This is a genomic window from Microbulbifer aggregans (assembly GCF_020524005.1).
Lineage (GTDB): Bacteria > Pseudomonadota > Gammaproteobacteria > Pseudomonadales > Cellvibrionaceae > Microbulbifer > Microbulbifer aggregans_A.
This window is the reverse complement of sequence record NZ_JAIVKK010000004.1, coordinates 499632-524150: the sequence shown is the minus strand read 5'-3', so window position 1 is coordinate 524150 and position 24519 is coordinate 499632. Positions and strand designations below refer to the sequence as shown.

The following is a 24519-nucleotide window of genomic DNA, read 5'->3' as shown; positions in this document are numbered from 1 at the left end:
ATGGAGGTTTCGGCAATATTGTCATACCAATTTCGGCAGAGCAACAACCGTCCACGGCCGGATTGAAGAAGGACTTTAACGTTATCGGGAGAATTCTGGCGGGGAATTAATCGGTTGGCGAGAGCCTAGGGGCGCACCGGCACGAGGCGGCAAAACCTGAGATAGAAGAAGGTATCAAGAACCGGGAAGGGGAGTCGGCCAGTAAACTCACGCCTGGCCGAACATAACACAAGGGGAATCAGGGCAGCGCAAAGCGCTGACGCGCCGCATTCATCTCGCGGCGCGCGGCTTCCAGCGCCTCTGCTTCGGTCGCATCCAGCAATTGTTGAACCACACGCTGCAGGTGATCGCGCATGGCATTCCGCGCACCTTCCGCGTCGCGCTTGCGGATCGCCTCGAGAATCTTGCGGTGCTCTTCAATGCGAGGCTTGGATCCTGCCTGACGCACCTTCTCAAGAATACGGGCCGATACCGAGGAGCTGTTGCGCAGCTTCCACAGGTGTTCACATACCGAGACCACGGCGTCATTGTGGGTGCAGCGCGCAATATGCAGGTGGAACTTCTCATCCGCCACTTCCGCCGTGGCTTCAGTCGCATTTTCCGCAACCATTTCCTGCAGAATGGACTCCAGTTCCGCCACTTCCGCTTCACTCATTTCACGCGCGGCCAAGCCCGCAGCTTCGCCCTCGAACATGATGCGGGCCTGCAGGATCTCGAAAGCGCCAATATCGGATTCACCAGCGGCAAAGCCACTGACTTCCTGATCCGTTACATAAACACCGGAGCCGCCCTTTACCTCGACGCAACCCGCCAGTTCCAGCGCGATAATCGCCTCGCGCACGGTGGGCCGGCTTACTTCGAAACGCTCGGCGAGCTTGCGCTCCGCAGGCAAGCGGGTACCGGCGGGGTAGTCACCCGCAGCTATCGCGGCGGCCAGCTTCTCCGCCACTTGCTGGTAAAGTCGCGCACCCTGCATGAACCCACTCCCGTGTCAGAATCGTATCTATATATAAAGTTGCCGATTTATGTCGGCGCAGTTTAGCAGATGGGGTTTAACCACCACAATACGATTATTCCGCCCACAGTCTTACCAAATTGAACTAGACTTCCGATTGCGGCCTTACCAATATAGTGTTAGATTGCGACCAATCATAACGAAAACCATAACCGCAGATGGCTACTCATCCCTTTAGTCTGTAAGCGGAGTCAGAAAAAGATGGATCTCATTCACATTCATTCCGACGATAACGTCGCCGTCAGCAAGGCTCCGCTGCCCGCCGGAACGCTGGTGAACTGGGGTGGGAGCATGCTGGCCCTGGTGACCGACGTGCCCGCGATGCACAAAGTGTGCGTACGCACCATTCGCCAGGGCGAAGCGATCATCAAATACGGCCAGGTTATCGGATTTGCCCGGGAAGATATTGCTCCCGGCGCCCATGTACATGTGCACAATCTCGATGCAGGCAATCACCGCCCGGAACATGAGTTCTGCAAGGACTATGCTCCGACCGAATTGCTTGCCCCCGAACAACGCGCCACCTTTGATGGCTACCTGCGCGCCAACGGTAAAGCCGGTACCCGTAATTATCTTGCTGTAGTTTCCACGGTTAACTGTTCTGTAACGGTTTCCCGCGCAGTGGCCGCACATTTTCAAAACAGCGGTATGCTGCGCGACTTCCCGAATATCGATGGCATTGTTGCTCTGGGCCACGACAGCGGCTGCGGCATGTCCACTTCCGGTGAAGGCTATCAAACACTGCTGCGCACCCTGCACGGTTATATCTGCCACCCGAATTTTGCCGGTGTACTGTTGATCGGACTCGGCTGTGAAGCCATGCAAATCAGCAGCATGATGCGTGAAACCGGTTTGCAGGAAAGTGACGCTTTCCAGGTCATGACCATTCAACAGCTTGGGGGTACGCGCGCGGCCATCGACGCCGGTATTGAGCGCCTCACTGCCATGCTGCCCGCGGCCAATGCCTGTCAACGACAGCCTGTACCGGCTTCAGAACTGACCTTGGCGGTGCAATGCGGAGGCAGTGATGCCTATTCCGGTATTACCGCGAATGCGGCGCTGGGCGCGGCGGCAGATATTCTGGTGCGCAATGGCGGTACCGTGATTTATTCAGAAACCCCGGAAATTTACGGTGCGGAACACCTGCTGACGCGCCGCGCCGCCACACCCGAAGTTGCACAGAAACTGGTTGACCGAATTCACTGGTGGGAAAACTACACCAGCATGAACGGGGTGGAACTCAACAACAACCCTTCTCCGGGCAACAAAGCCGGCGGTCTTACCAGCATTGCCGAAAAATCCCTGGGCGCCCAGGCGAAAGGCGGCACCACAGCCCTGCAAGATGTTTACCTCTATGCCGAGCAGGTTCGCAAAAAAGGCCTGGTGTTTATGGACAGCCCCGGTTTCGACCCGGTATCGGTTACCGGCCAGGTAGCGAGCGGGGCCAATGTGGTCTGCTTTACCACTGGTCGCGGTTCCGCATTTGGAGGGAAACCGGTTCCGAGTATCAAACTCGCCAGTAACTCCATGCTGTTTGAGCGTATGCGCGAAGATATGGACGTGGATTGCGGTGGTATTCTCGACAAGCGCTATTCCGTGGCTGAATGCGGCGAATCTATTTTCCAGTATGTCCTTTCTATTGCCTCCGGCGAACGCAGTGCCAGTGAGAAACTCAACTACGGCGACAATGAGTTTGCCCCCTGGCATATTGGCGCAGTGGTCTGATCCAATATTCTCCGAAATAAAAAAACCGGCTAATCGCCGGTTTTTTTATTTGTGAAATATTAACCCGGTCCGCTATGTAGGCTCAGGAGCAAGCCATCGGCGAAGGGCGATATACGCTAAAGGCGAAACCACGAGCATTACAAAGATCCCCCAGCACAGCGCAAAAGAAGGCGAGTCCAGCAACAATCCCACATTGCCCGTGTTCATAACCAGACTCACTACAGCGGCCGAAAGCAGTACTGACAGCAATGACGTAACTTTGCATACCTTTAAAATAAAAGCAGCAAACGGCAAGACCAGTAAAAAATTCAACAACGCATCATGTGTGTACATAATGATTTTTGTGAGCAAACCATTTTCACTGGCAAATTCTGAAACCAGCAAATCCAGAACAGGGTTTATCGAGCTATAGCCTGCCCAGAAAAGAGCAAGCAAGAAATACGCGTATATAAACCAACAAATCAGGGTTATCAGTAGCTCTTTGAACCAGGATTTTGTGATCTTCATCGCCCGCTCCTTTCACTTAACCGATCATTTAAACCAGACCACACTGGATTCCACAGCCCACGGGAAACCGAGGGTGTTATATGTCCGCTATAGCCCGGCTATTTTTCGGGAACCTTTCCCAGAAGGACGATAATAAGCGTTGCCAGTGGACCGAAGATCAGGCTGATGATCCACCAAAATAATCCGCTGCGATTCTTGCCTTGCGCGAGGCCGGCATTAATGAGGGAGAGCGTGCCCCAACCAACCAGCCATTCCCGGGATTGGACCATTGCCTGGTATTCTTCCATGAATCTATTCCTCACTATTCGAGACCGTACATCAATGTAGATTAAAAATAAGGCGCTCTCTGAGCGCCTTGCGGGTGAGTTGATTCGTTTCCGGAATTAGTTATCCAGAAGGAACCTGGCGATGGTACGTACACCATGGCCTTTGGCGCCCTGCGCCCACTGGTCGTTGGCTGCGGGTAAGTAGGAACCAGACAGATCCATATGTACCCATGCGCGTCCTTCATCGCGTACAAAGCGCGCCAGGAACGCCGCAGCGGTAGACGCACCCGGGCTGCCGTCGATGCCGATATTGGCGATTTCGGCAAATCCGGACGGGATCTGCTCCAGGTGGAATTTATCCAGCGGCAAGCGCCACGCTTTTTCATTTTCCACGCGCGCCGCATCCAGTACCTTCTGCGCCATTTCGTCTTCGAAACTCAGTACCGAGTTGTAATCCCGGCCTACCGCCATTTTGGCGGCACCGGTCAGGGTTGCGGCATCGAGGATATAACGGGGGTTTTCTTCACTGGCGGCGATCAGGCCATCCGCCAGCACCAGGCGCCCTTCCGCATCGGTATTGAGGATTTCCGCCGTAACACCATTTTTGTAATGGATGATGTCACCCAGTTTGAATGCCGTACCCGAAATCAGGTTTTCCGCGCAGCACAGGTACAGCTTGATACGCTTCTGCAACCCCCGGGCAATCGCCAGTGCCAGACCGCCACTGACCATCGCCGCACCGCCCATATCGGATTTCATGGTCGCCATGCCAGCGGAAGGTTTGATGCTGTAGCCACCGGAATCAAAGGTGATGCCCTTACCGACCAGGCAGATATCCACAGGTGCATCGGCATTGCCACTCGGGTTGTAGTCGAGCTGCAGCATCACCGGTTCACGCACGCTGCCACGGCCAACGTTGTAAATGCCGGCAAAACCTTCCTGCACCAGCTCTTCACCGGCAATCACGCGGTAGCTCACGGCATCCGGCGCCAGCTGTTTCAGCAGGTCTGCCGCGCTCTCGGCAAGGGCGCGCGGAGAAACGGTTTCCGGGGTGCCATTGGTGATCTCGCGCACCCACAGGCTCGCGGCCTTGCGTGCTTCCAGCTCCGTCAGCTCGTCACCCTCGTCCAGCCCCCACGTAAACATGCTCTTGCGGTTCGGGTTGTAATAGCCTGCCCAGAAGCTCCAGCGACTCTCGATGTCCCAGTTGTCCCCCACCAGCTCAACTGCGGTGACACCCATGCCGTCGAGGCGGCGCGCAGCGCGCTGCACGGCAACCAGGGTTCCGCCAGTGGCCTCGGTCGCATGGATACGCGCCTCGTTTTCACTGAAGCTCAGGAGCGCATTCTTGCCCCACTGTTCCGCCGCCGCGGTGGTTTCCAGCCGTACCTGCATCGCTGTTGTCATCTGTACACCTTGATGTTTTGGAGTGTGTTAAGCCTGTGATATGGGGGCCAGTTTAGCATCGCACAAGTGGCGGATTGCGCCATTGGCGATACTGCCGATAAACTCGATGGACTGAATATACGTCAACAGGGAAGTCACCATGGGCGAGTCATGCCACTATCACTCCGGTGCCAACAGCGTCTGGCACTGCCAGTCATGCCACAAGGGTTACTGCACGGAATGCGTACCCGGCGCCGCCGACAACTATTACAAGTCCACCCCCAAGTGCGTGCTGTGTAACCAGAGACTGGACAACGTTGGGGCCAGTAATAAAGCCAGGCCTTTCTGGCAAATGGCTCCGTTCTATTTCCGCTACGCCCTGTCTGCCGGGCCACTGACAATCTCCACCATCACCGCACTTGCGGCTTTGGCCATGACCGGATTGGGATGGATCTCGATCTTCGTACTGGTAGCCATCACTGCGGTGCTGCTGCGCTACAACCTGCTGGTAATCGAATGCCTGGCACGCGGCCAGTTGGTGGCGCCGACGTTCGCTGATGCCCAGGACGGACGCAGTGCAGCCATGTTTGCTAAATTGATCGGTATGATCCTATTCGCCGGTGCTGCCGGCGCACTTGTTGCCGGGCTCGGCCAGGGCGCCGTGCAGGTCTATTCCATCGCACTGACCCTGCTGGCACCGGCGGCCATGATTGTGCTCGCGCTGGAACACAGCATGCGCGCGGCCGTGAACCCGCTCAAGTTACTCCAGTTTACTCTGATCATTGGCTGGCCGTACTGGCTGTTGTGGCTATCCACCAGTGCGGTGTCTGCAGCTCCGGCTTACCTGCTTCCGATCGTGGCCGGCAAGCTGCCGGAATGGCTGTTGCTACCGCTGGTCGCCTTCGCCACCAGCTACTTCTCCATCGTCACCAGCGCGATGATGGGGTACATCTGCCTGACCCGCCAGCAGCAGCTGGGCGTGAATTCGGTTGTCGAGGATGAGGAGTTTCTCGAAGAGAAGGAATTTGAACGGCGCAAGGCGCTGGCGGACGCGCTGATTCTACTGAGGGAAAAACGCGGCGAGGAGGCCCGCAAAACACTGGTGACCGCGCTGCGCCAGCAGCCATCCGATATCGCCCTCAATGACCGCTACTACCGCCTGCTACTCGCCATCGATGACAAGAAGGCGCTGCGCGAACTGGGCCCGCATCTGCTGGAGCGGTTTATCAACCTTAACCAGGCCCACAAAGCGGCCGAACTCTACCTGGCCCACAGCGCCACGCAAGGTACGCCTGTGATCGACAAGTCCCTGCTACGCCATCAGCTGGCCGAAGCACTGTACCGCCAACGCCAGTTCAAGCCAGCCCTGGCTCTGGTCAATAACCTGCACAAAAGCGACCCGGACTATACACGCCTGGACAGCGCCTACCTGCTGCTGGCCAAGATCTATATGGACGGCTTCAACCGCACCGACAACAGCCGCAAACTCCTGACCTTCGTGCTACAGAAATTCCCCAACAGCCGGGTGAGCGACGAAGTCAGGCAGCTGCTGAAAATCCTCGCTGCGGAGGTACCGGCAACAGCCTGAGGCCGGGCTTTTCACTGCGCCGGGGCCAGGGCTGATGCCTCGGCTAGCGCCAACGCGCGCCGGGCACGCTCTTCATCACCGCAACGGCGGTAGTGGTTGACCAGGCCCTGCGCCAGTCGCGCCATCAACGGGTGGCGCTGTTGGCGCTCAACCAGCCGCTGCAGCAAGTCTTCCACCAGCGTCCAGTCTTTCTCCTGTGCCGCGCGCTGCGCCAGAATCAGGCTAACTTTTACCGTGAGCGCCCTCGGCGCAGCGGTGCGCTTGAGATAGTCCCGCACCCCCTGCGCAACAGGCGCAAAATCACCACCTGGTTTCTGTGCCAGGACGAACAGTGCCAGGCAGGCGCGGTGGTACATCTCGGAATTGGGTGCCAGCGCGGAAAGCTCGATGCCCTTCTGGATCAACGGCAGTGAATCCGGGTGCTGGCGAATGGCGGCTGCCGCGGCCTGACCCGCCTCGAGCAGCTTGCCGTGGTTCTGCATGGATTCAATACGCGCGAGCGCCAATTGCGCCGGCGACGGTGGCAGGTCTTCCTCCACGTGCAGCGCTTCCGCCGGACGCAAGCGGATCAATACCATCGTGGCAGCAAAGCCGGCCACCAGCCCACCGAAATGGGCCCAGTAGGCGATGTTGTCATTGCCAAACAGATAGCCAAAGACTTCTTTGCCCAGCCATAGCGGCAATACCAGCAGCGCCGGCGCGCTGAACTCGCCAAAGGCAAAACCCAGAGTGTAAAAGAAACGCAGGCGGCGCACGCCGTACACCGCGACGAACATCCCCATCACCGCCGACACGGCGCCAGACGCGCCGATTACCGGCATCCGGCTACCCACCTCCACCAGGCAGTGCAACCCGGCGGCGGCCAGGCCACCCAACACATAAAGCCCCATAAACCAGCGTGCGCCGAGGGCCAGCTCGACTGACAGGCCAAACAGCAACAGGAAAATCATGTTTCCGAGCAGGTGCTCCCACCCACCGTGCAGGAACATGTGCCCGAACACACCCTGGATCGTCGGCTCCGCCGGGGTCAGGCCGTAGGCAAAACTTGAAAGCCGGTCGCGCAGTCCGGCAAACTCCTGCCGCTGCTGCAGCCAGTGCTGCTCTCCCTCCGCCTGCAGGCGCGGTAGCAGCCAGTGATGGAATTCGTGGCTCCACAGTAATTGCTGGTAAATAAATTCCTCGCCGGCGCCCTGGGCCTGGGTGCGCCATTCAGGATGCTCCTGGTCCACAAATTCGTAAAAACGGCGCTCCTCAAGCTCTGGCAATTCGCTGTCGAAGTAGAAATCTTCCGCCTGCTGCCAGCGGGCCTCGTCACCACTCTGGTAGAGCGTAAACACCAGCAGATTGATGACGATCAACGCAAAACACACCAGTGGCGGTCGCCGCCAGTCGGGTTTGTTCTGGATAGGAATGATCAGCACAGACGCGTCCCTGAGGAATTTTTAGTCAGGGCTCAGAATACAGGGCGCGGCGCGGATCACCAACAGTCACAGCACCGCCACCGGATTAGTGACCGGGAGCGCCTCCCGATTCACTCCCGGCATCGCCATCTCCTTCCGCGGCGTCGTCAGAACCGTCATCGCCACGCCAGTCTTCCACGCCTGCTGATCCCGTATGTGCTGCCGAAGGGCTTGCGGGTTGCGACTGGGGTAACTCCGGTACTGACGAGCCCCAGCTGCGCACATGTACATCCCGTTGCGGAAAAGGAATCTCGATACCGCGCTCATCAAATTCCCGCAGCAGTTCGAGGTTGTACATGGCTGCCAGGTCACCAAGCGAAGACACCGCATTGCTGTTGACCCACACCACCAGTTTGAAATCCAGTGAGCTATCACCAAAGCCCGTGAGCCACACTTCAGTCTTGCGCTGCCAGTTGGAAAAAGTCACCTGGACCCGCTCAGCGGCCAGCATCGCAGCCTCCCGCACTATTTCCGGATCGGTGCCATAGGCAACACCAAAGGGCACGTGAATCCTGCGTACCGGATCTTCCAGCGTGTGGTTGGTTACCCGGCCGGTCACGAACTCGGAGTTCGGCACCAGGATATCCACATTGTCGCGGGTGGTAATGCGGGTGGAGCGCACGTTGATGTCGCGGATGCGCCCGAAGACACCCGACTCCAGTTCCACAAGATCACCGACCCGCAAAGGCTGTTCAAACAGCAGAATGATGCCGGAGATAAAGTTGGAAAAAATCGCCTGCATGCCGAAACCCAGGCCAACCGACAGGGCGCCAGCGATCAGGGTCAGTTTGGATGTATCCAGCCCCACCATACTAAGCACGATCAGGAAGGTAATCAGCACAATACAATAATTGAACACCCGCTCCAGGTTGTAAGCTACGTGCTCACTGGTGCGTTTGCGCCGAACCATGCGGCGAAAAAACCATGCCAGCAGGCGTGACACACCCCAGGCGCCGATAATCACCAGAATCATCTGCGCAATATCCCGCAGGGTGATCGGCTGGCCACTGATAGCGAATAATGAGTAATTCGCCAACTTGCGCCAGCTATTGCGCAAATCGCCGAGCTGGTGACCGACCTGGTCCCCCAGTGTCTGCCACCAGCCCTGCTGGCGCTGATAGACATAAAGCTGCGCATTTTCGTAGCGCTGCACGTCGTTGATCAAATCGCCCACTCGGCTCAGGCCGCTGTCGACTTTTTCAAACTGGCGCCACCACTTGTTCATGCTTTTCGCATCTTCACCGGCCCAGGCAACGATTTGACGCTGGCGAATATTCAGCTGCCGCGTCAGGTTCTCGCGGATACTCTGGGTTTTCGGAACCAGGTCCTTGCTCAGTGACAACTCCTGCTTTTTATCGCCGTCCGGCTGCAGCACACTGTTCATTGCCAGCAGCAATTCCTGCTTGCGCAGCTCAAGGCGGTTGGCCAGCGCCTCGACGCTGTAGTTCATGATCTTGATCTGTTCCTGCAAGGTCACGGTGGCATCGGAAGTTTCAAAAATTAGGTTCTGCGCCGCGCTGCGCTCTTTGGCCAACTCCTCCAGAGTGTCCTTTTCCGTGGTTTGCGCTTTTTGTAAGAGCTTGTCCGCTTTCTCGCTGTACTGGAGCTCATCGAGCATGCGCTTCAGCTCGGCATCGGCAAACTTCAGCTCGTCGCCCCAGGCGGTGAGCTGCTCGCGCAACATCCGCTGCTCTTCCAGCGTCTGCAAATGCGCAATCTGGGCATAAAACAGCGAGACGATGGCAGCGACATGCTCGACGTCTTTCTTGCCGATATCCCGCAGTTCGAGCACACGCTCGCGCAGGCGACTGAGCGACTGGGCGACGCTCTCGTCCATCTGCGACATTTCCAGCTGCAGCCCGTTGTAGCGCTGGCGGCCGCGCGCCACCGCCGCGTCGGCCTGCGCCCATTGCAGGATGCTCGGCGTATCCGGGAATTCCACATCCTGCAGTACGCCCACTTTTTTCAGCTGTTCGCGTTTGGCCCAGGTATTGCGGATCCCCTCGATACGTACGTTTACCGAAGCGACCAGCTTGGCCAGCGCCTCTTCTTCCGGCAGGTTTTTATTCCACTCGCGCCAGGCCTTGTCCAGCTCATCCAGCCACTGCTTGCGCTGCTCCGGCTTGGCGTCGGGCCAGCCCGCCCACCAGTCGGCGGAGAGGTTATCGAATTCGGGGATGACGGGAGAAAAATCTTTCGGCTGGGAACCGGGCAGCTGCGCTGATGCGGATGTGGACAGAAACAGGGCGAGCGCAACGCACACACAAACCATGTACTGCCGGAGCAGGCCGCGGCTTAGGCGGGTTTCACTGGGGGAAATGACGACCATCGGCGGCCCTGTTCAGACTGTTGGAGTTCTGCCGTTCGCCGGCGCAGCTTTTCGCCGGGCGCAGTAAAGCCGCGCGCCCAAATGTGTATAGGCGCACGGCCTTCAGTCAGTGTAGATGAACAGAACGAGGCGCCTAGCGGCGGCGCTCATAGCGTTGGATACAGTCGCGATAGGCGCGCTTGTAGAGCCGCAGGCGCTGGCCTTCTAGCGTACTGCCACGGCGGGCAGCAGTGGAGGCATCGCGACGGCACGCACTTTCCAGCAATGCGCGGTCATCGTAGCGCTCACCGGAAGAATCATAATCCGGGCGCACATTCGCATAAGGACGCGGCGGCCGACGGCGAGGATCGGCATACGTATTGCGTCGCTCCGACTCCACCAAAGCCTCCAGCCTTTCGTCGTCCGCCGCAGGTGGCGGGTAAGCCCGCGGAATGCCGATTTGCTCTTTGATTTTTTCGGCTTCCAGCTCGGCGTCATAACCGTACAGGCGATCTTGGTAGTCGCTAACGACATCGCCACCGTTGTAAGAACGGCGCCAATCATAGGGCGGGGTAGTGACGGTATAGGTGTGGCGGCGTGGATCGTAGCGGTAGAAAGTACCAGTTCCACTCATATAAAAGCGCTGCCCGTCTACGTCAAAGCCGGTACTACCGTAGGGCACAAAATCCAGCTGAGCTCCCAACGGCGGTTCTACGCGCAGGTAACCGTCTTCTTCCCGGCGATAGAAATAGCCGCCTTGATAGAAATACGTCTGACTACTTAATTGCAGGCGCGTGGCCGACTCAGGCAAAGTCCGCACCCGGTTTGGATCCCGAGAATAGTCTTCTCTGGGCTCCAGACTGGACTGGTCGGCGGGCTGCGCCTGTACGTCGATAACGGCAAATAGCAAAGGCACCAGCCAAAAAGACAACCTGGGAAACGACATGACCACCTCAACTAATTCGGTCAAAACCGGGCTGGCAACACTAGCTCTTACGGACAATTCGCGGACACATACAACCCTCCCTTGCCACAGTAGCGCGATACGAGAAAGAACTATCCGCATAGAGGTAGCCGGCAGCGCCGTTCTCCATGACGAGACCGGCGATTTGTGTCATAGCGCCCAAGCACCTTTGGAACTCCGCACTTGTGGCACACAGCCGGCTACACACTAAGTCTAGCCTCGCAGACACCACTTCCAACCTTACCCGTGGGTCACCTGAACACCGAGTACCGATCAAGGACTGTTATCCACTGGCTCCAGCAGCACGGCCAGACCGCGCGCAATAAAACGGTTGGGATCAATCCGATAGCCACCGCTGGCATGCAGGTTACGCAGGGTGGCGCCGCGATTTACGCGTAGATTCAAGTCGGCAATAAAGTCACTGAAATCGGAATACATCACCAAGTCCGCGACCGTGTTGCCCGGCTGGGCAATGACGTAAATTCCGCGCAGGTATTCACCCGGTTCAACTGGCTCAATGTCCGGCAGTGCATCCAATGTGAAGATATCGGTGATCAGAGCCGCACGTATCAGGTCGTGATAAGCTCCAAAGGAAGCATCCGGGTTCAACCGCAGACGAATGGGATCGATCTGTTCGAAAGCATCCGCCGTCGCCGGTACCCAGTTCATCCACAGGCGCGCACCGACATCGCTGAAATCGGAAATCCCATCGGCAATATAGTCCGGCGGTGCGCTGCCAAACGGCGCGGCAAACCCCCACACGGCCAGTGGTGCATCCGCTTGAAAGGGCAGCGGTGTGAAATCAATATCCCGTACATCAATTGCGTAGGCATTGGGGTCGCTGTTGCTATCGGCATCACTACCAGTGCCGAGGAAGTTAAACCAGCCTGCCGGCCAGCGCCCGAAAGCCACGGCAACGGCCTCCAGCGTTGCCAGATTTAATTCCTTGCCAATCGCGGTGAGCCGGGTGAGCAGCAGATGCGCGCGTCGCGCATCCAGTACATCCTGATCTTCCTGCCAATCACCGAAAATACGTACGCGCTGGCCAATGGATATATCATCTATAGCAACACGCTGATCCGGAAAATAGGGGTTAAACACCTCCGTGGTAGGCTCCAGCTGCACTTCAACGATATCCCGGTACACCGGCTCAAACCCGAACAACCACAAACGACCGCCCTGGATAAAGATCCGATTGTCTTCTGTGCGCGATACCACATGTCCTTCCACCCCATCCAGCACTGCGCCCAGTACACTCGCCCCCACTAACACCCGGTCAGCGATGAAGTGCTTTCCTAGGTGATCAACACGACCCTGCGCCAGGGTTTCAACGCCTGCGCCCAATTCCGTCAGCGCATTGAGCCCCGCCTCGCCCAGGTAGGTTTCACCGTTAATACGCCACACAGTTTCACTGTCAGTCTCGATATTCAGACCACCAAAGCGCCCCTCGCCGAGATAAAATGGCCGCACGGCAATGCGATAGGTATCTTCGGCTTCATCGACATTAATTACGCGCCCGCGTAAGACAAAACCGGGCGATCCCAGTGGATCAACTTCCGCCGCCAGTACTGGAAAAAGCCCCAATTGCGTCTGCAAACCGCCATTGAAGGCGACCACGTGGGAGCTCACCAGGTCAAAGGTCAGGTTCATTGATTCCGACGCATTAGCATGGATGACCGCCTGGTTGTTGATATCCAGTTGCAAACTGACCGTAACCTCTTCGAGCGCACCCCCCTCGGCATCCACAACCGCCGCCGGTTTTAGCTCGCCGTCGATCTGCAGGAGAATTTCCGAATCGCGATAATCCAGGAGTAATTCCGCACGGGTGTAACTGCCCACCGGCAGCGTCGCGGCCGTTGCCAGCTCTGCGAGCGCTTCCAGATTGGCAAAATCCACGGTGATGCCGTCGGGAAAAAGCTCGACCGCGGATCCATCACTATGGCGCAAAACCAGCGAAGCCATGCGCACCCGATATTGCAGGAAATCCCCATCTACGCCCGCGAGCGCGAGTAGTAAAAGGCCGCATTGATCGGAATCACTGCCGTCGTCGGACGTTTCACAGGTCACTGTGGTCTGCGCGGCAGGAGAACCAGAACTGCCACTACTTTGCGTACTACTCTGGCTATTTCTCTGCCCGTTGCTCTTGCTACTGCCAGAGTCACATGCGGCCAATGACAGAGCGCAGAGCGCCGCCAGCAATGCGCAAAAAAAGACGTGGAAAGTTGAATGAACAGGGCGCGAAAGTCCCTCCGCACAGGCGCTCTTCATCACCATCCTGGTGAACTCCGTATGTACTACTTTCGGATGCTATTAATCAGGATTAGCGCAAAGACCGGCAAAACGCCATGAACCAGGGAGATAGGGGCGCCGGTATCCCGAACCGACGCCCCAAAAGGTAGAGGATAAAATTACGTAAACTTATTGGAGACCGGAAATAACGTCGCGCAATTTATTCACAATTGCGTCGATTTCATGCGTCTCGATAATCAGCGGCGGTGACATACACAGCGCATCGCCGATGCCACGTGCCATCACACCCGCGTCCCACGCCAGCGCCGACGCCTTGGCCCCGAACTTGCCCTTGAGGTTTTCCGGCGCGCGCAGTTCGATCGCGCCGACCAAGCCGTAATTGCGCACATCGATCACATTATCGAGATCCGCCAGGCTGTGCAGGGCGTTTTCCCAGTACTGGCCGATATCCCCCGCGGCACGCGTCAGCAGGCCCTCACGCTCATAGATATCCAGCGTCGCCATACCCGCCGCACAGGCCACCGGATGCGCGGAATAGGTGTAGCCGTGGAAAAACTCCACCATACCTTCCGCCGCCGCATCCATCACGGTGTTATAAATCTTGTCACTCACAAACACCGCACCCAGCGGCACGGTCGCATTGGTAATACCCTTCGCGGACGTGATCATATCCGGGGTTACCCCAAACTCCTGCGACGCAAACGGCGACCCCGTACGGCCCCAACCGGAAATCACTTCGTCAAAAATCAGCAACAGGTCGTGCTTGTCGCAGATCTCACGCAGGCGCTGCAGGTAACCCTTCGGCGGCAGCACCACACCACCGGCACCGGAGAACGGCTCCACAATCACCGCCGCAATCTGGTCCGCACCGTGGAACGCAACAAGACGCTCCAGGTCTTCCGCCAACTCCACGCCGTGCTCCGGGAGACCCTTGCTGAACGCATTGCGCTCGATATCCAGTGTGTGGCGCATATGGTTCGCCTTCACCGGCTGACCAAACGATTGGTAGTTCGGCGCGATACCGCCCACGGAAATACCACCGAAGTTCACCCCGTGGTAACCCTTTTCGCGACCGATAAACATGGTACGCGTACCCTTGCCGCGCGCGCGCTGGTATTGCAGCGCAATCTTCAGCGCAGACTCCACCGCCTCGGAACCGGAGTTGCCGTAGAATACCTTGTTCAGACCATCCGGCGTGTACTGCACCAGGCGTTCGGAATATTCAAAGCTCAGCTCGTGGCCAAAATTGAAAATGGAGCTGTAATCCAGCTTCAGCGCCTGCTGGTGAATTGCCTCGGCAATTTCCGTGCGGCAGTGCCCGGCGTTGGAACACCACAGGCCTGCGGTGGCATCGATGATCTTGCGACCAGATTTTTCAAACAGGTAAATGCCTTCCGCACGCTCGACAATGCGCGGCGCCGCCTTGAAAGAGCGGTTTGGGGTGAAGGGCATCCAGAATGCGTTGGTGTTCAGTTCGGACATGATTCGCTCCGATTTTTCCTAATATTCAATCCGTCGTGCACGGAGTATATGGTTCAGAAGTGAAGGCGAAGCACCGGGTGCGGGTTTTCAGGATCGTCGCAAACAGGATGTTTGCGCCGAAGCGCCCAGGGATGGGTTCACAGCGGTCCTGAAAACCCGCACCCGGTGCTTTGCCGCCACAAAAATTATTTGGGGACTGTCGCTATCACACCCCGTAACAGCAGTATTTGGTCTCGTAGAATTCGGCCATGCCTTCTACACCGCCCTCGCGACCGATGCCGGATTCCTTGATGCCGCCGAACGGTGCCACCGTCGTAGAGAAGACACCCGCGTTACAGGCAACCATGCCAAACTCCAGCGCCTCCACCACACGATTCGCCCTGTGGATGTTTTCACTCATCACATACGCTGCCAACCCGAACGGCGTATTGTTGGCGCGCTCGATTACCTCATCTTCATCGCGGAACTTCTGCACCACCGCCAGCGGCCCGAAGATCTCCTCCTGGGAAATGCGCATCGGGTCATCCACATCCGTCAGCAGTGTCGCCGCATAATAGTTCTCGCCATTCGGCAGGAAATCACCGCCCAGGCGCAGCGTTGCACCATTGGCCACTGCCTCTTCCACCAGACCGTGCACCCGGTCCACCGCGCGACGGAAAATCAGCGGGCCCAGCGTAGTGCCTTCCTCAAGGCCATGCCCCGGCTGCAACTTCTCGATTGCCGCCGCCAACTTATCCACAAACGCATCGTGCACCGACTCCTGCACATAAATACGGTTAGTGGACACACAAGTCTGGCCCGCATTGCGCATCTTGGTTGCCATACAGGCGGTGACCGCCACATCGATATCCGCATCATCGAACACAATAAACGGCGCATTACCGCCCAGCTCCATCGACATCTTCTTCACCGTGCTTGCGCACTGAGCCATCAGCAGCTTGCCCACCGGTGTCGAGCCTGTGAACGTAAACTTGGCCACACGCGGATCCTGGGTCAGCACCTTGCCAATGGCGGCAGAGTCAGAACCCACCACCACGTTCAGCGTACCCGCCGGCAGCCCGGCTTCCTCCGCCAGAGCACACAGCGCCAGCGCCGATAGCGGCGTCTCGCCCGCCGGCTTCACTACCACAGTACAGCCCGCCGCCAGGGCCGGACCGGCCTTGCGGGTGATCATTGCGTTGGGGAAATTCCACGGGGTGATACAGGTCACCACACCCACGGGCTGGCGGATGGTGGACAGGCGCATGCCCGGGTTGTGGGTGGGAATGGTCTGGCCGTAGGCGCGGCGACACTCTTCGGCGAACCACTCGATGAACGAGGCACCGTAGTCGATCTCGCCCAGCGCTTCCGCCAGTGGTTTGCCCTGCTCCAGGGTCAGCAAGCGGGCCAGGTCTTCGCGGTTATCCACAATCAGCTGGTACCAGCGCTTCAGCACCGCTGCGCGTTCGCCGGCGGTCTTGCGGCTCCAGGCCGGGAAGGCCGCGTGAGCCGCGGCGACCGCCTGCTCCGCATCAGTAGCCGAGCCATCGGCGATTTCAGCCAGCACTTTACCGGTTGCCGGGTCAGTAACCGCTAACTTCGCCGAACCATCCCGCCACTCACCATCAATATAGTTCTGGGTTTTCAACAATTGGCTATTGTTAAGATCCATCGAATACCCCCTAAAAATCACTGACTTCAACGTATACAGCGATTCTGGACCGGGTATTCAGCCGCGAATAGTAGAATTTTTGAAACTAAAATTTACCAAAATCAAACTTTGCGCTAACGTCCCGGTAAATGCCCTTAACTGGTGACCCCCGTGGCTTCCAAGTCAAAATCCAACCCCAAGCAATCCACCAAATCCGCCCTGTCGGGGCGTATGAGTGATATGGACCTGCGCCTGCTGCGGGTCTTCCGGGAGGTCGTACACGCCGGCGGCCTGGCCCCGGCGGAAGTCGCACTCAATATCAGCCGCTCCACCATCAGCGTGCACCTGAGCGACCTGGAGACCCGCCTGGGCATGCAGCTGTGCCTGCGTTCCCGCGGCCGCGCCGACTTCAAACTCACCCCGGAAGGCGAAGCCCTGTTCCAGGCGATCGAGGAGTTGGACGGGCACCTCGCCCAATTCAAGAGCCAGGTCAACGCTATCCAGTCCCAGCTCACCGGTGAACTGCGCATCGTGCTGCCCGACGATGTACTGGATATCCCGCAACTGAACCTGCCCGCGACCCTGGCGCGCCTGCGCGACCGCGCACCGCAGCTGCAACTGGATGTACAGCTCGCCGCACCACAGGAACTCGAACTGGAAATCCTTGCGGGACGCGCCGATGTGGGCATCAACCCGCTCCATTCACGCCGCCCGGGTCTCAGCTACCAGCCCCTGTTCAGCCACCAGTCGATGCTGTACTGCGGCGCCAGCCACCCCTGTGCATTGGACCCCAACCTTCCAGAGGAAACGCTGACCGAACAGGAACTGGCCGCCCCCAGCCACGCGGTACTCTCCGGCGCGGCCCACCTGTACCGCCTGTTCCCCAACCGCTCTACCGCCAACCATATGGCCGCCCGCCTGGCGATGATCCTGTCCGGCAAGTTTATCGGTTTCCTGCCGCAATACCTGGCACAGTCGTACCTGGAAAATGGCCAATTGGTAACACTGTACCCACAACGTTTCTGTTATCAGATACGGAATGCGGTTACATTCAAAAGCAGTGCAGCGGAGCAGCCCAAGGTGAGGTTGTTTTTGGAAGAGTTGGTGGTGGAAGGGTAGATTCAGGTCTCCCTACATTTACCCGGAAACATGCACCTTCATACAGATATGGCGATACATCCGTTAGCCATTGAATACACCGTTAAGCTCTATAGAGGTTAGGAAATCGCGGCTTCCACTAGAAAGCTGGTATTACACGAAACGCCGTTAATTTCAGGACAGACATGAATATTGAGCCAGCAACCATGGAGGATCTGGAGGAAATACTTAACCTTCAAAAAATCACGTATGAATCAGAAGCCGTTTTGAATGACGACCTTAACATTCCCCCGTTAAATCAAACATTACAAGAGCTTAAAAAAGAGTTTCTTTCTGGATTAACCCTTCTCAAGCACTGCGAAGATAATACTATCGTAGCCTCAGTCCGAGCTCATGAATCCGATGGAATATGTCATATAGGCAGGTTGATTGTTTCACCTGATAGGCAAGGACGAGGTATCGGATCAAATTTACTGAGATACATTGAAGGTGCATTTATTCATTGCCAGGAATTCCACCTGTTTACTGGCATAAAAAGCGAAAGAAACATAAAACTTTATAACAATCACGGCTATTCCCAAGTCGAAATGGACGATAAACTTGTGCACATGGTTAAGACAATGAAAATATAAACTTCAATGATCCACATTTGACACTTATTGGCCTTTTTATCAAAAACAACCAAACCACGTCGTATCGCAGGGTAAGTAGATGTATCAAAACCGACAAGCCATGGCATTGGGAACACTAGCTTTTCTGTTCCTTGCATGTATTCTTTTCATCATATTCGCATTTTGGGCCTGGCCAAAATACAACGTCTACAAAATGGAGTTAAATGGCCGAGCTGCCCTGAAAGAAGCGGAATGGTCAAAACAGATATTAATCGAGGAAGCCAAGGCCCGTGAGCAAGCAGCCTTAATGCAGGCCAAGGCCAAAGTTACCCTTGCTGAGGCGGAAGGCAGGGCCAAAGTTGCTCATGCAAAGGCAGAAGGTTTGGCTGATATAGAAAGAGCCAAGGCAGCGGCCGAGGCGAACAGAATTATCGGGGAATCCCTCAAAAACAATGAGGAATACCTCCGCTATATTTGGATAAAAGGCCTTCAGGAAGGTAATGGCGAGCGAATCTACATTCCCACGGAAGCCGGGCTTCCCATCCTTGAAGCAGGAAAAGCGGGCAAAGCTGGCCGGTAAAATATAGAAAACGCGCGCGAATGCTTCTGGCGATAGCAGCGCTGTTGTCGCTGGACGCAGCCATGGATTCGCAACAAGTATTGAAAAATACACACCATTATTGAATCGTCACAAGGAATTGACGCAATGAAATTGTACTGGCCACTCCTCATCGCCCTATTAGCCACTTCAGCCTCTGCAGAACAGCCCGCCAGCTCAACTGACTCACTCCAAAAAATGAAAACACTCGTAGGAGACTGGAACAAAGAGGGCAGCGATGGGGAAACTTTCTACATTTCATTTCAACTTAGCGCCAATGGAAGCGTGCTAGTTGAAAATTGGGTCTACAAAGGCGCATCGCATTCTATGACGATGTACCACCTAGATGGTGGAAACCTGCTTGCTACACATTATTGCCCCCAAGGTAACCAACCCAGGCTAAAACTGAAAAGTTCAAACAAAACAAATACGCTGTCCTTCGAATTCCTTGATGCAACAAATCTTGAAAGCTTACAGGCCAGCCATCAAAACTCGCTGGAATTTGAATTTGTAGATATCAACACGATATCCAGAACTGAAAGCTATATTAAGTCTGACAAAATAACACCCTCTAAAATTAGACTTGTCAGGCGACAAATGTAGTCATCCCGCTGGATCATCTCTCCATATTCACGGACAATCGGTCCTGTCAAACATCACTTACACAGAATCTTCATCCTCCGTAATCTAACCACATAAAAAGGATTTTATATGCCTATACGGAAGTGGGTACTCCAATACGCGGTCATGGTTTTAATCTTGTTCACCCTATTTTCAGGTGTGCAATACCTGAAAGGTCATAGCATAGAGTACGCCTTGGAATTTGGTGCACTTTGGGGACTTATCAGCTCAACGATATTCTTGGTAGTACGTATCAGAAACTACAGGAACCGCATTGCTTGCCAGCTGTGCAATGATCTTCCAGAAAAGTAAATCCGGTTGAACACTGCACTATTTAACGTACCGATAGATTCTCGCTCTCATTGGAGCGCCATTAAAAAATGGAAGCGCCAGCGCTGATTCAGGAGTTAGAATACGCGTCTTCTGGATAATGCAAGTGCACAAACCATTAATGAGAAGACTCACACCTAAGCTTATTGCCGCGTTATTAGCCTCTTTTAGCGTTAGCGCATTTTGCGAGCAGGATCACTTTGGTCTGGACGGTGTCTTTGTATACCGCGAGATGATTGGCGGCCCATATTTTGATGAATGGTATGTTGATGGAGACCTATCGACATTAAAGCAGCTCAAACTTTTGCGTGAGGGGAAATCAGGATCTTTGGAGTTCCCAATCAAAGTAGATTGCAGCAGTCAGAAAATGACCGTTGCAGGAGCTGGACTACTTTGGGGGCATGAGCCCATATCCGCGGATGAGATAGCCGGCCAGATTAACCGGAAAATATCAGAGTCAACGGTAGACACCGTTTGCGCCTCAAACAGAAACTGAACCAACTTAGAAGACCGACCTGAGTTATATATGGATGTAGAAATAGAGATCAACGGAATGATTGCCGAGGCTGAAGTCTTAACGCTTTACCGGGCCAATGAGTGGTCTTCCGCTGAAAAGCCGGAGCGACTTATCCCAGCGCTGCGTAACTCGCACACACTGGTTACAGCACGGGTTTCAGGTAAGCTGGTCGGGATCGGTAACGCTATCTCCGACGGCCACCTGGTGGTTTACTACCCGCATATGCTTGTTGACCCGGCATTTCACGGTAAAGGTATCGGCCGTAAGATGATGCAGGCAATGCAGGACATTTACGGAAATTTTCACCAGCAAATGCTGACCGCGGATGGTGGTGCTATCGAATTTTATAAGGCGCTGGGCTTTGAAAGGGCAGGAAAAACGGAGCCGATGTGGGTTTACGCCGGGAATGAGCACTAAAACTGCTGTTTCGGCAATTGGTCACACCTACACTTGATCACTCGTGTTCGGCGACTCACCCCCCTCGGGATACCAGCTCCCGAGTTTCACTGAACGGCGTTATTTCTTTAAGATACGGCTAGAATATCCACCCCTGCACGCACGTTTATAGACACCATCCAGGTAGATGTATGTACATACCTAAAGCTTTCCAGCAGGAAGATCCCGCGCTATTGGATCAGCTGATCAAGGATTTTCCTTTTGGGACTCTGGTTACTCACACAGAGTCCGGTCTGGACGCGCAGCACCTGCCATTTTTACTGGCAGACGAGCAGCATAAAAAGGTCCTGAAGGCACATATCAGCAAGGGCAATCCGCTGTGGAAGCAAGTGCAGGAGGACAGTGAAGTGCTTGCGATTTTTCACGGCCCAAATGGCTACGTCTCCCCGAACTTTTACCCGACAAAGTTGGAAAGCGGCAAAGGCGTACCCACCTGGAATTATGCCGTGGTACACGTAAAGGGTCGCGTGCGCTTTACTCAGGATCCGGAGTGGATTAAATCGCTAATCGACGAGTTGACCGCACAACACGAGGCCAGCCAGGAAAAACCCTGGTCTACCGCTGATGCGCCGGGCGGCTACATCGAAAAAATGCTACCGGCGATTGTCGGGCTGGAAATCGAGGTTACTTCAATCACCGGCAAGTGGAAGCTCAGCCAGAACCAGCCGGAACAGAATCAACAGGGGGTAATCGCAGGCCTGGCAACACGGGCGCAACCTCAAGAATTAACCCTCAGCGGGCTGATGCAAAGCCTGCTCGAAAAAGAACAAGCTACAGAGCTTTAGAGTGCCGCTTGCCGGGCACAATACACCTGTGCCCAGCCAATCCTATTGACCGCTTACTCGCTGTCCACCTGTTCACTTCTCGGGCTGGCTGTGGATGGAGAGCTTTCCGATACCACAAACATCCCGTCCCAATACTGCGACCACTCCGGACCGGGGATAACGTCCGCGTACTGTATACCGTAAAACACGGTGCCTTTCGGCTTTTCCGCTACCAGCTTATTCAGAGCTGTTCGATCCAAGAACACCGCGTGCTCACTGGGTTGCGCCTGCTGTCTGGCAACAGCCTGCTCTACATAGGCCAGCGGGCGCGGCTCGATGGCTTTTACCTGCATATCCACAAAATTGCGATAGCGACCTTTACTTGCAGCGATATGCGCCTGGTACATATCGTCCCCGTGCCGGCGGCGCAGCAGGCTGCCCAGGTTGTCGTAGCGGTGTGGAACCGTGCCGCCGTAGTTCAGGTGTACGTAGTGCCCCCAGACGATAATCTTTTCGCCTTTCAGCTGGTTATCCAGCAGCCATTGCACATTGTCGGCCATGGCAATGTCGTTTTCGTCCTGGCGGCGCATCTCCCAGATATTCTGCGCAACAATTGCCAGGCCATGAATCAGCCGCGCGGCAAAGTCCGGTCGCTCGTAACCTTCACGTTGGCTTTCCACTTGGCTGAGCGCACTCATCAAGCGATAACTGGTATGGAGGTATTGCAGCCGCTCGCCCTCCGCGGCCTCGCCTGGATTGCGGGCGAGCACCTGCTGGGTTTGCGCCAGATAGGCATCCCACTCCACACCTTGGCTCACGTGCGGCACAAAGCGTTCTGCCGATGCTTTGATAAGCGGCCCTACGCCGGCTAGTGAATACTCACCACTCAGGCGACCATCGAAGCCTGCCAGTTCCAGGGGATTATTGCTTTTGCGCTGCGCATCGATGTAATCAAACAGACCATTCACCAGCTCACTGTTGGCGTACATGTAGAAGATGTTGCCCGGCGCCTGGCTGCGAATGGATTTCTCCGGCTGCTGCCAGATCTGCGCCACGTCGTACAAACCGCTCTCCAGAACCAGAGCTCCAAACCCTTTGTGCTGGTGCAGATAGCGCACCAGGCGCGCTTTCAAGGCAAAGTTTTCATGTTCACCATGGGTCAGCTCGTCCAGTAAGACGATGCGCTTGTCCCCCACCGCTTCCCCAAAGGCCTGCAAATCAGAAAAGTCTTCGTCCACGGCCGGAGCCAGCGGAACCGGTGAGTTTGCCTGCACATGCACACCAAAAAGCAGCAAGCCCAAAAAGAAAATCTGGCAGCATTTCATAGTCAATATTCCTTATTGTCGGCCCGAAAGCATAAAAACCAGCGTATTGTCGCGGTCGATGAAGTGGTGTTTGAGGGCTGCACCGATATGGATGGCAAGCAGTAACAGGAGCAGGTAACCAGTAGTGACATGCACTTGTTGGCCGATTGCCGAGAGACCGGCGCTGATCGGCACTATCTCATTTCCCGGCCCTAGGTTTACCGCCAACAGCTCCAGCCCAAACAGGGTGATGCCGTAGCCTCCAAAGCCGCTGTAGTTAAGCCCGGAAAGCAGCATTACCAATAACACAGTGAGCAATAACCAATGATAAAGACTGACCGACACTTCCCAGCGACGCTTGAGGGATGATCGCCAGGGCCGTACAAGGCGGAGGGAGATGCGTACGAGCAATAGACCGGCTACGACGACACCCAGAGATTTGTGCCAATGGTAAAGCGTGTAGTCGCTGACGTACGTCATGTAATAACCCGAACACAGTAATGCAAATACCAGAACCGCCATTATCCAGTGCAGTGCGCGGTGGCTTGATTGAGAGTCTCTGTCCATATCTACCTCATTGCTGTTGATCGTTGTGGCAACGAGGATAGGCCCTAAGTTATTGATTTTAAGTGAATTGTGATAAAAGAACTGCTTTAGGGATGAGTGGTTTGTTACACATGATGGGCAAGCCGGTTCTTCAGCGCGTTCTTGTAGGTTTTGCTTACTGCAACCTTGTGCTCTCCTCCCAGCAAGACGTTGGCCGCGCCGTTTTCGGCATTGCTGAGCTGGGTCACTTTTGCCAGATTGATAATGTAACTGCGGTGCACACGCATAAATCGTGTATCCGGCAGAATATCGGCAAATTGTTTAATCGTGCCGCGCTGGATATAGCTATGGAACTTGTCATGTATTTCAACGTAATTGCCGGCGGCGGCAATGTATTGAATATGGTCCAATGGGAGAGATTTCGGCACACCGAGATGCTCGACCTGCAAGGTATCACCTTGTGACGACCCGCTTTCCGCTTCTGGCCCGATGCCTTGCGGTAGTTGCAACAGGCAGGCCCACCAGCCTGCAACTACCAGCACACTTGCCATCAAATATTTAGGCGCCAGACCAACCAGGGAGCCGCCCCAGTTACCGCCATAGAACTCGTAGTCGATTAAAACTCTCGACGTACTGCTAACCAGGCACACAGCACCAAATCCGATGACCGACAGAGAGATCAGGTGATTGGCCGGAATCCGCTCAACCAGCGCCAAGCCGGCAAAGCTGAGCAGCAACACCGTGCCCCACTCTTTCACCCAGAAGGTTTGCGAATCGACAAAATCGTATTGAACACCACCTATGTAGTGACGCCAGAAAAAGCAGTAGAAGTTATATAACAAGAAAAAGGCAAACCAGACCACCGCCGACCGTGCATACGGAGATGACCAGTATTGCCACGCAAGAAAATTAGCCATCCTAGCCACGCGTGTAATCCCTAACCGGTCGCGTACGGTAGCAAACCCGCGCTAACTTTTGAATCCTAAAAGACCCCAACGTGCGCCTATGGTCTACGCCTATCGATATCCCGACTGGCGATTTCATCTGACTAGCGCTATTTACTCTCGCGACGAGAGGCCGCACCATTTGCAGG

The 24519-nt window shown here is 55.7% G+C and carries 22 protein-coding genes; 9 read left to right on the top strand and 13 right to left on the bottom strand.

The annotated features are described in order from the left end of the window. Nucleotides 1-238: 238 nt before the first annotated feature. On the bottom strand, nt 239-976 hold the full coding sequence (locus tag LC093_RS09865; protein WP_226664615.1) for a FadR/GntR family transcriptional regulator: 738 nt from the start codon (nt 974-976) through the stop codon (nt 239-241). 240 nt (nt 977-1216) lie between these two features. Here LC093_RS09865 and LC093_RS09860 point away from each other — a divergent pair, with 240 nt between their 5' ends. After that, nucleotides 1217-2740: a UxaA family hydrolase gene (locus tag LC093_RS09860; protein WP_226664614.1), complete on the top strand. Its 1524-nt coding sequence runs from the start codon at nt 1217-1219 to the stop codon at nt 2738-2740. A 72-nt stretch (nt 2741-2812) separates the two neighbouring features. On the opposite strand, the gene LC093_RS09855 is transcribed toward LC093_RS09860, so the two are convergent. From LC093_RS09855 to pepB, 3 genes are all read right to left on the bottom strand, one after another. Further along, on the bottom strand, nt 2813-3247 hold the full coding sequence (locus LC093_RS09855; RefSeq protein WP_226664613.1) for a hypothetical protein: 435 nt from the start codon (nt 3245-3247) through the stop codon (nt 2813-2815). 98 nt (nt 3248-3345) lie between these two features. After that, nucleotides 3346-3534, bottom strand: coding sequence for an antitermination protein NusB (locus tag LC093_RS09850; RefSeq protein ID WP_226664612.1), 189 nt, complete (start codon nt 3532-3534; stop codon nt 3346-3348). A 96-nt stretch (nt 3535-3630) separates the two neighbouring features. Continuing rightward, nucleotides 3631-4920, bottom strand: a complete 1290-nt coding sequence (pepB, locus tag LC093_RS09845) for an aminopeptidase PepB (protein WP_226664611.1) — start codon at nt 4918-4920, stop codon at nt 3631-3633. Nucleotides 4921-5059: 139 nt separating this feature from the next. Here pepB and LC093_RS09840 point away from each other — a divergent pair, with 139 nt between their 5' ends. Continuing rightward, nucleotides 5060-6487, top strand: a complete 1428-nt coding sequence (locus tag LC093_RS09840) for a tetratricopeptide repeat protein (RefSeq protein WP_226664610.1) — start codon at nt 5060-5062, stop codon at nt 6485-6487. Nucleotides 6488-6498: 11 nt separating this feature from the next. Here the strand turns inward: LC093_RS09840 and LC093_RS09835 are convergent, their stop codons facing one another. The 6 genes from LC093_RS09835 to LC093_RS09810 form a co-directional block, all read right to left on the bottom strand. Then, entirely contained in the window at nt 6499-7908 is a 1410-nt protein-coding gene (locus tag LC093_RS09835; RefSeq protein WP_226664609.1) for a rhomboid family intramembrane serine protease, read from the bottom strand. An 85-nt stretch (nt 7909-7993) separates the two neighbouring features. Beyond that, nucleotides 7994-10276, bottom strand: a complete 2283-nt coding sequence (locus tag LC093_RS09830; RefSeq protein WP_226664608.1) for a mechanosensitive ion channel domain-containing protein — start codon at nt 10274-10276, stop codon at nt 7994-7996. A gap of 133 nt (nt 10277-10409) precedes the next feature. Next, entirely contained in the window at nt 10410-11201 is a 792-nt protein-coding gene (locus tag LC093_RS09825; RefSeq protein WP_226664607.1) for a DUF6515 family protein, read from the bottom strand. A 291-nt stretch (nt 11202-11492) separates the two neighbouring features. Beyond that, nucleotides 11493-13286 (bottom strand): hypothetical protein, encoded by a 1794-nt coding sequence (locus LC093_RS09820; protein ID WP_226664606.1) that lies wholly within the window; start codon nt 13284-13286, stop codon nt 11493-11495. A gap of 351 nt (nt 13287-13637) precedes the next feature. Then, complete coding sequence (locus LC093_RS09815) at nt 13638-14951, bottom strand: aspartate aminotransferase family protein (protein ID WP_226664605.1); 1314 nt, start codon at nt 14949-14951, stop codon at nt 13638-13640. Between the two features lie 205 nt (nt 14952-15156). Beyond that, complete coding sequence (locus LC093_RS09810) at nt 15157-16602, bottom strand: NAD-dependent succinate-semialdehyde dehydrogenase (RefSeq protein WP_226664604.1); 1446 nt, start codon at nt 16600-16602, stop codon at nt 15157-15159. 150 nt (nt 16603-16752) lie between these two features. Between LC093_RS09810 and LC093_RS09805 the strand changes: the two genes are divergently transcribed. From LC093_RS09805 to LC093_RS09775, 7 genes are all read left to right on the top strand, one after another. Continuing rightward, the gene (locus LC093_RS09805) at nt 16753-17700 is read left to right on the top strand and encodes a LysR family transcriptional regulator (RefSeq protein ID WP_226664603.1); all 948 of its coding nucleotides are present in this window, start codon (nt 16753-16755) and stop codon (nt 17698-17700) included. A gap of 164 nt (nt 17701-17864) precedes the next feature. Continuing rightward, nucleotides 17865-18311 (top strand): GNAT family N-acetyltransferase, encoded by a 447-nt coding sequence (locus tag LC093_RS09800; protein WP_226664602.1) that lies wholly within the window; start codon nt 17865-17867, stop codon nt 18309-18311. Between the two features lie 79 nt (nt 18312-18390). Further along, nucleotides 18391-18870: a hypothetical protein gene (locus LC093_RS09795; RefSeq protein WP_226664601.1), complete on the top strand. Its 480-nt coding sequence runs from the start codon at nt 18391-18393 to the stop codon at nt 18868-18870. Between the two features lie 126 nt (nt 18871-18996). Then, nucleotides 18997-19491 (top strand): hypothetical protein, encoded by a 495-nt coding sequence (locus tag LC093_RS09790; protein ID WP_226664600.1) that lies wholly within the window; start codon nt 18997-18999, stop codon nt 19489-19491. 454 nt (nt 19492-19945) lie between these two features. Further along, the gene (locus LC093_RS09785; RefSeq protein ID WP_226664599.1) at nt 19946-20335 is read left to right on the top strand and encodes a hypothetical protein; all 390 of its coding nucleotides are present in this window, start codon (nt 19946-19948) and stop codon (nt 20333-20335) included. A 30-nt stretch (nt 20336-20365) separates the two neighbouring features. Then, a complete protein-coding gene (locus tag LC093_RS09780) occupies nt 20366-20773 on the top strand; it encodes a GNAT family N-acetyltransferase (RefSeq protein WP_226664598.1) in 408 nt (135 codons plus the stop codon). A 170-nt stretch (nt 20774-20943) separates the two neighbouring features. Continuing rightward, the gene (locus LC093_RS09775) at nt 20944-21597 is read left to right on the top strand and encodes an FMN-binding negative transcriptional regulator (protein WP_226664597.1); all 654 of its coding nucleotides are present in this window, start codon (nt 20944-20946) and stop codon (nt 21595-21597) included. Nucleotides 21598-21650: 53 nt separating this feature from the next. Here the strand turns inward: LC093_RS09775 and LC093_RS09770 are convergent, their stop codons facing one another. The 3 genes from LC093_RS09770 to LC093_RS09760 all read right to left on the bottom strand — a co-directional run bounded on the left by LC093_RS09770 (nt 21651) and on the right by LC093_RS09760 (nt 24343). Next, nucleotides 21651-22901: an erythromycin esterase family protein gene (locus LC093_RS09770; RefSeq protein ID WP_226664596.1), complete on the bottom strand. Its 1251-nt coding sequence runs from the start codon at nt 22899-22901 to the stop codon at nt 21651-21653. Nucleotides 22902-22913: 12 nt separating this feature from the next. Further along, on the bottom strand, nt 22914-23447 hold the full coding sequence (locus tag LC093_RS09765) for a cytochrome b (RefSeq protein WP_226664595.1): 534 nt from the start codon (nt 23445-23447) through the stop codon (nt 22914-22916). 104 nt (nt 23448-23551) lie between these two features. Then, nucleotides 23552-24343 carry a LytTR family DNA-binding domain-containing protein gene (locus LC093_RS09760; protein ID WP_226664594.1) on the bottom strand — a complete coding sequence of 264 codons (792 nt, stop codon included), beginning with the start codon at nt 24341-24343 and terminating at the stop codon, nt 23552-23554. Between the last annotated feature and the right edge of the window lie 176 nt (nt 24344-24519).

Bases quoted from the DNA above. Each gene is read 5' to 3' on its own strand.
- LC093_RS09825 (WP_226664607.1), bottom strand. From the start codon at position 11,201: ATGTCGTTTCCCAGGTTGTCTTTTTGGCTGGTGCCTTTGCTATTTGCC.
- LC093_RS09810 (WP_226664604.1), bottom strand. From the start codon at position 16,602: ATGGATCTTAACAATAGCCAATTGTTGAAAACCCAGAACTATATTGAT.
- LC093_RS09840 (WP_226664610.1), top strand. From the start codon at position 5,060: ATGGGCGAGTCATGCCACTATCACTCCGGTGCCAACAGCGTCTGGCAC.
- LC093_RS09795 (WP_226664601.1), top strand. From the start codon at position 18,391: ATGTATCAAAACCGACAAGCCATGGCATTGGGAACACTAGCTTTTCTG.
- LC093_RS09765 (WP_226664595.1), bottom strand. From the start codon at position 23,447: ATGGACAGAGACTCTCAATCAAGCCACCGCGCACTGCACTGGATAATG.
- LC093_RS09815 (WP_226664605.1), bottom strand. From the start codon at position 14,951: ATGTCCGAACTGAACACCAACGCATTCTGGATGCCCTTCACCCCAAAC.
- LC093_RS09760 (WP_226664594.1), bottom strand. From the start codon at position 24,343: ATGGCTAATTTTCTTGCGTGGCAATACTGGTCATCTCCGTATGCACGG.
- LC093_RS09780 (WP_226664598.1), top strand. From the start codon at position 20,366: ATGGATGTAGAAATAGAGATCAACGGAATGATTGCCGAGGCTGAAGTC.
- LC093_RS09850 (WP_226664612.1), bottom strand. From the start codon at position 3,534: ATGGAAGAATACCAGGCAATGGTCCAATCCCGGGAATGGCTGGTTGGT.
- LC093_RS09790 (WP_226664600.1), top strand. From the start codon at position 18,997: ATGAAATTGTACTGGCCACTCCTCATCGCCCTATTAGCCACTTCAGCC.
- LC093_RS09860 (WP_226664614.1), top strand. From the start codon at position 1,217: ATGGATCTCATTCACATTCATTCCGACGATAACGTCGCCGTCAGCAAG.
- LC093_RS09830 (WP_226664608.1), bottom strand. From the start codon at position 10,276: ATGGTCGTCATTTCCCCCAGTGAAACCCGCCTAAGCCGCGGCCTGCTC.
- LC093_RS09800 (WP_226664602.1), top strand. From the start codon at position 17,865: ATGAATATTGAGCCAGCAACCATGGAGGATCTGGAGGAAATACTTAAC.
- LC093_RS09855 (WP_226664613.1), bottom strand. From the start codon at position 3,247: ATGAAGATCACAAAATCCTGGTTCAAAGAGCTACTGATAACCCTGATT.
- LC093_RS09775 (WP_226664597.1), top strand. From the start codon at position 20,944: ATGTACATACCTAAAGCTTTCCAGCAGGAAGATCCCGCGCTATTGGAT.
- LC093_RS09770 (WP_226664596.1), bottom strand. From the start codon at position 22,901: ATGAAATGCTGCCAGATTTTCTTTTTGGGCTTGCTGCTTTTTGGTGTG.
- LC093_RS09865 (WP_226664615.1), bottom strand. From the start codon at position 976: ATGCAGGGTGCGCGACTTTACCAGCAAGTGGCGGAGAAGCTGGCCGCC.
- pepB (WP_226664611.1), bottom strand. From the start codon at position 4,920: ATGACAACAGCGATGCAGGTACGGCTGGAAACCACCGCGGCGGCGGAA.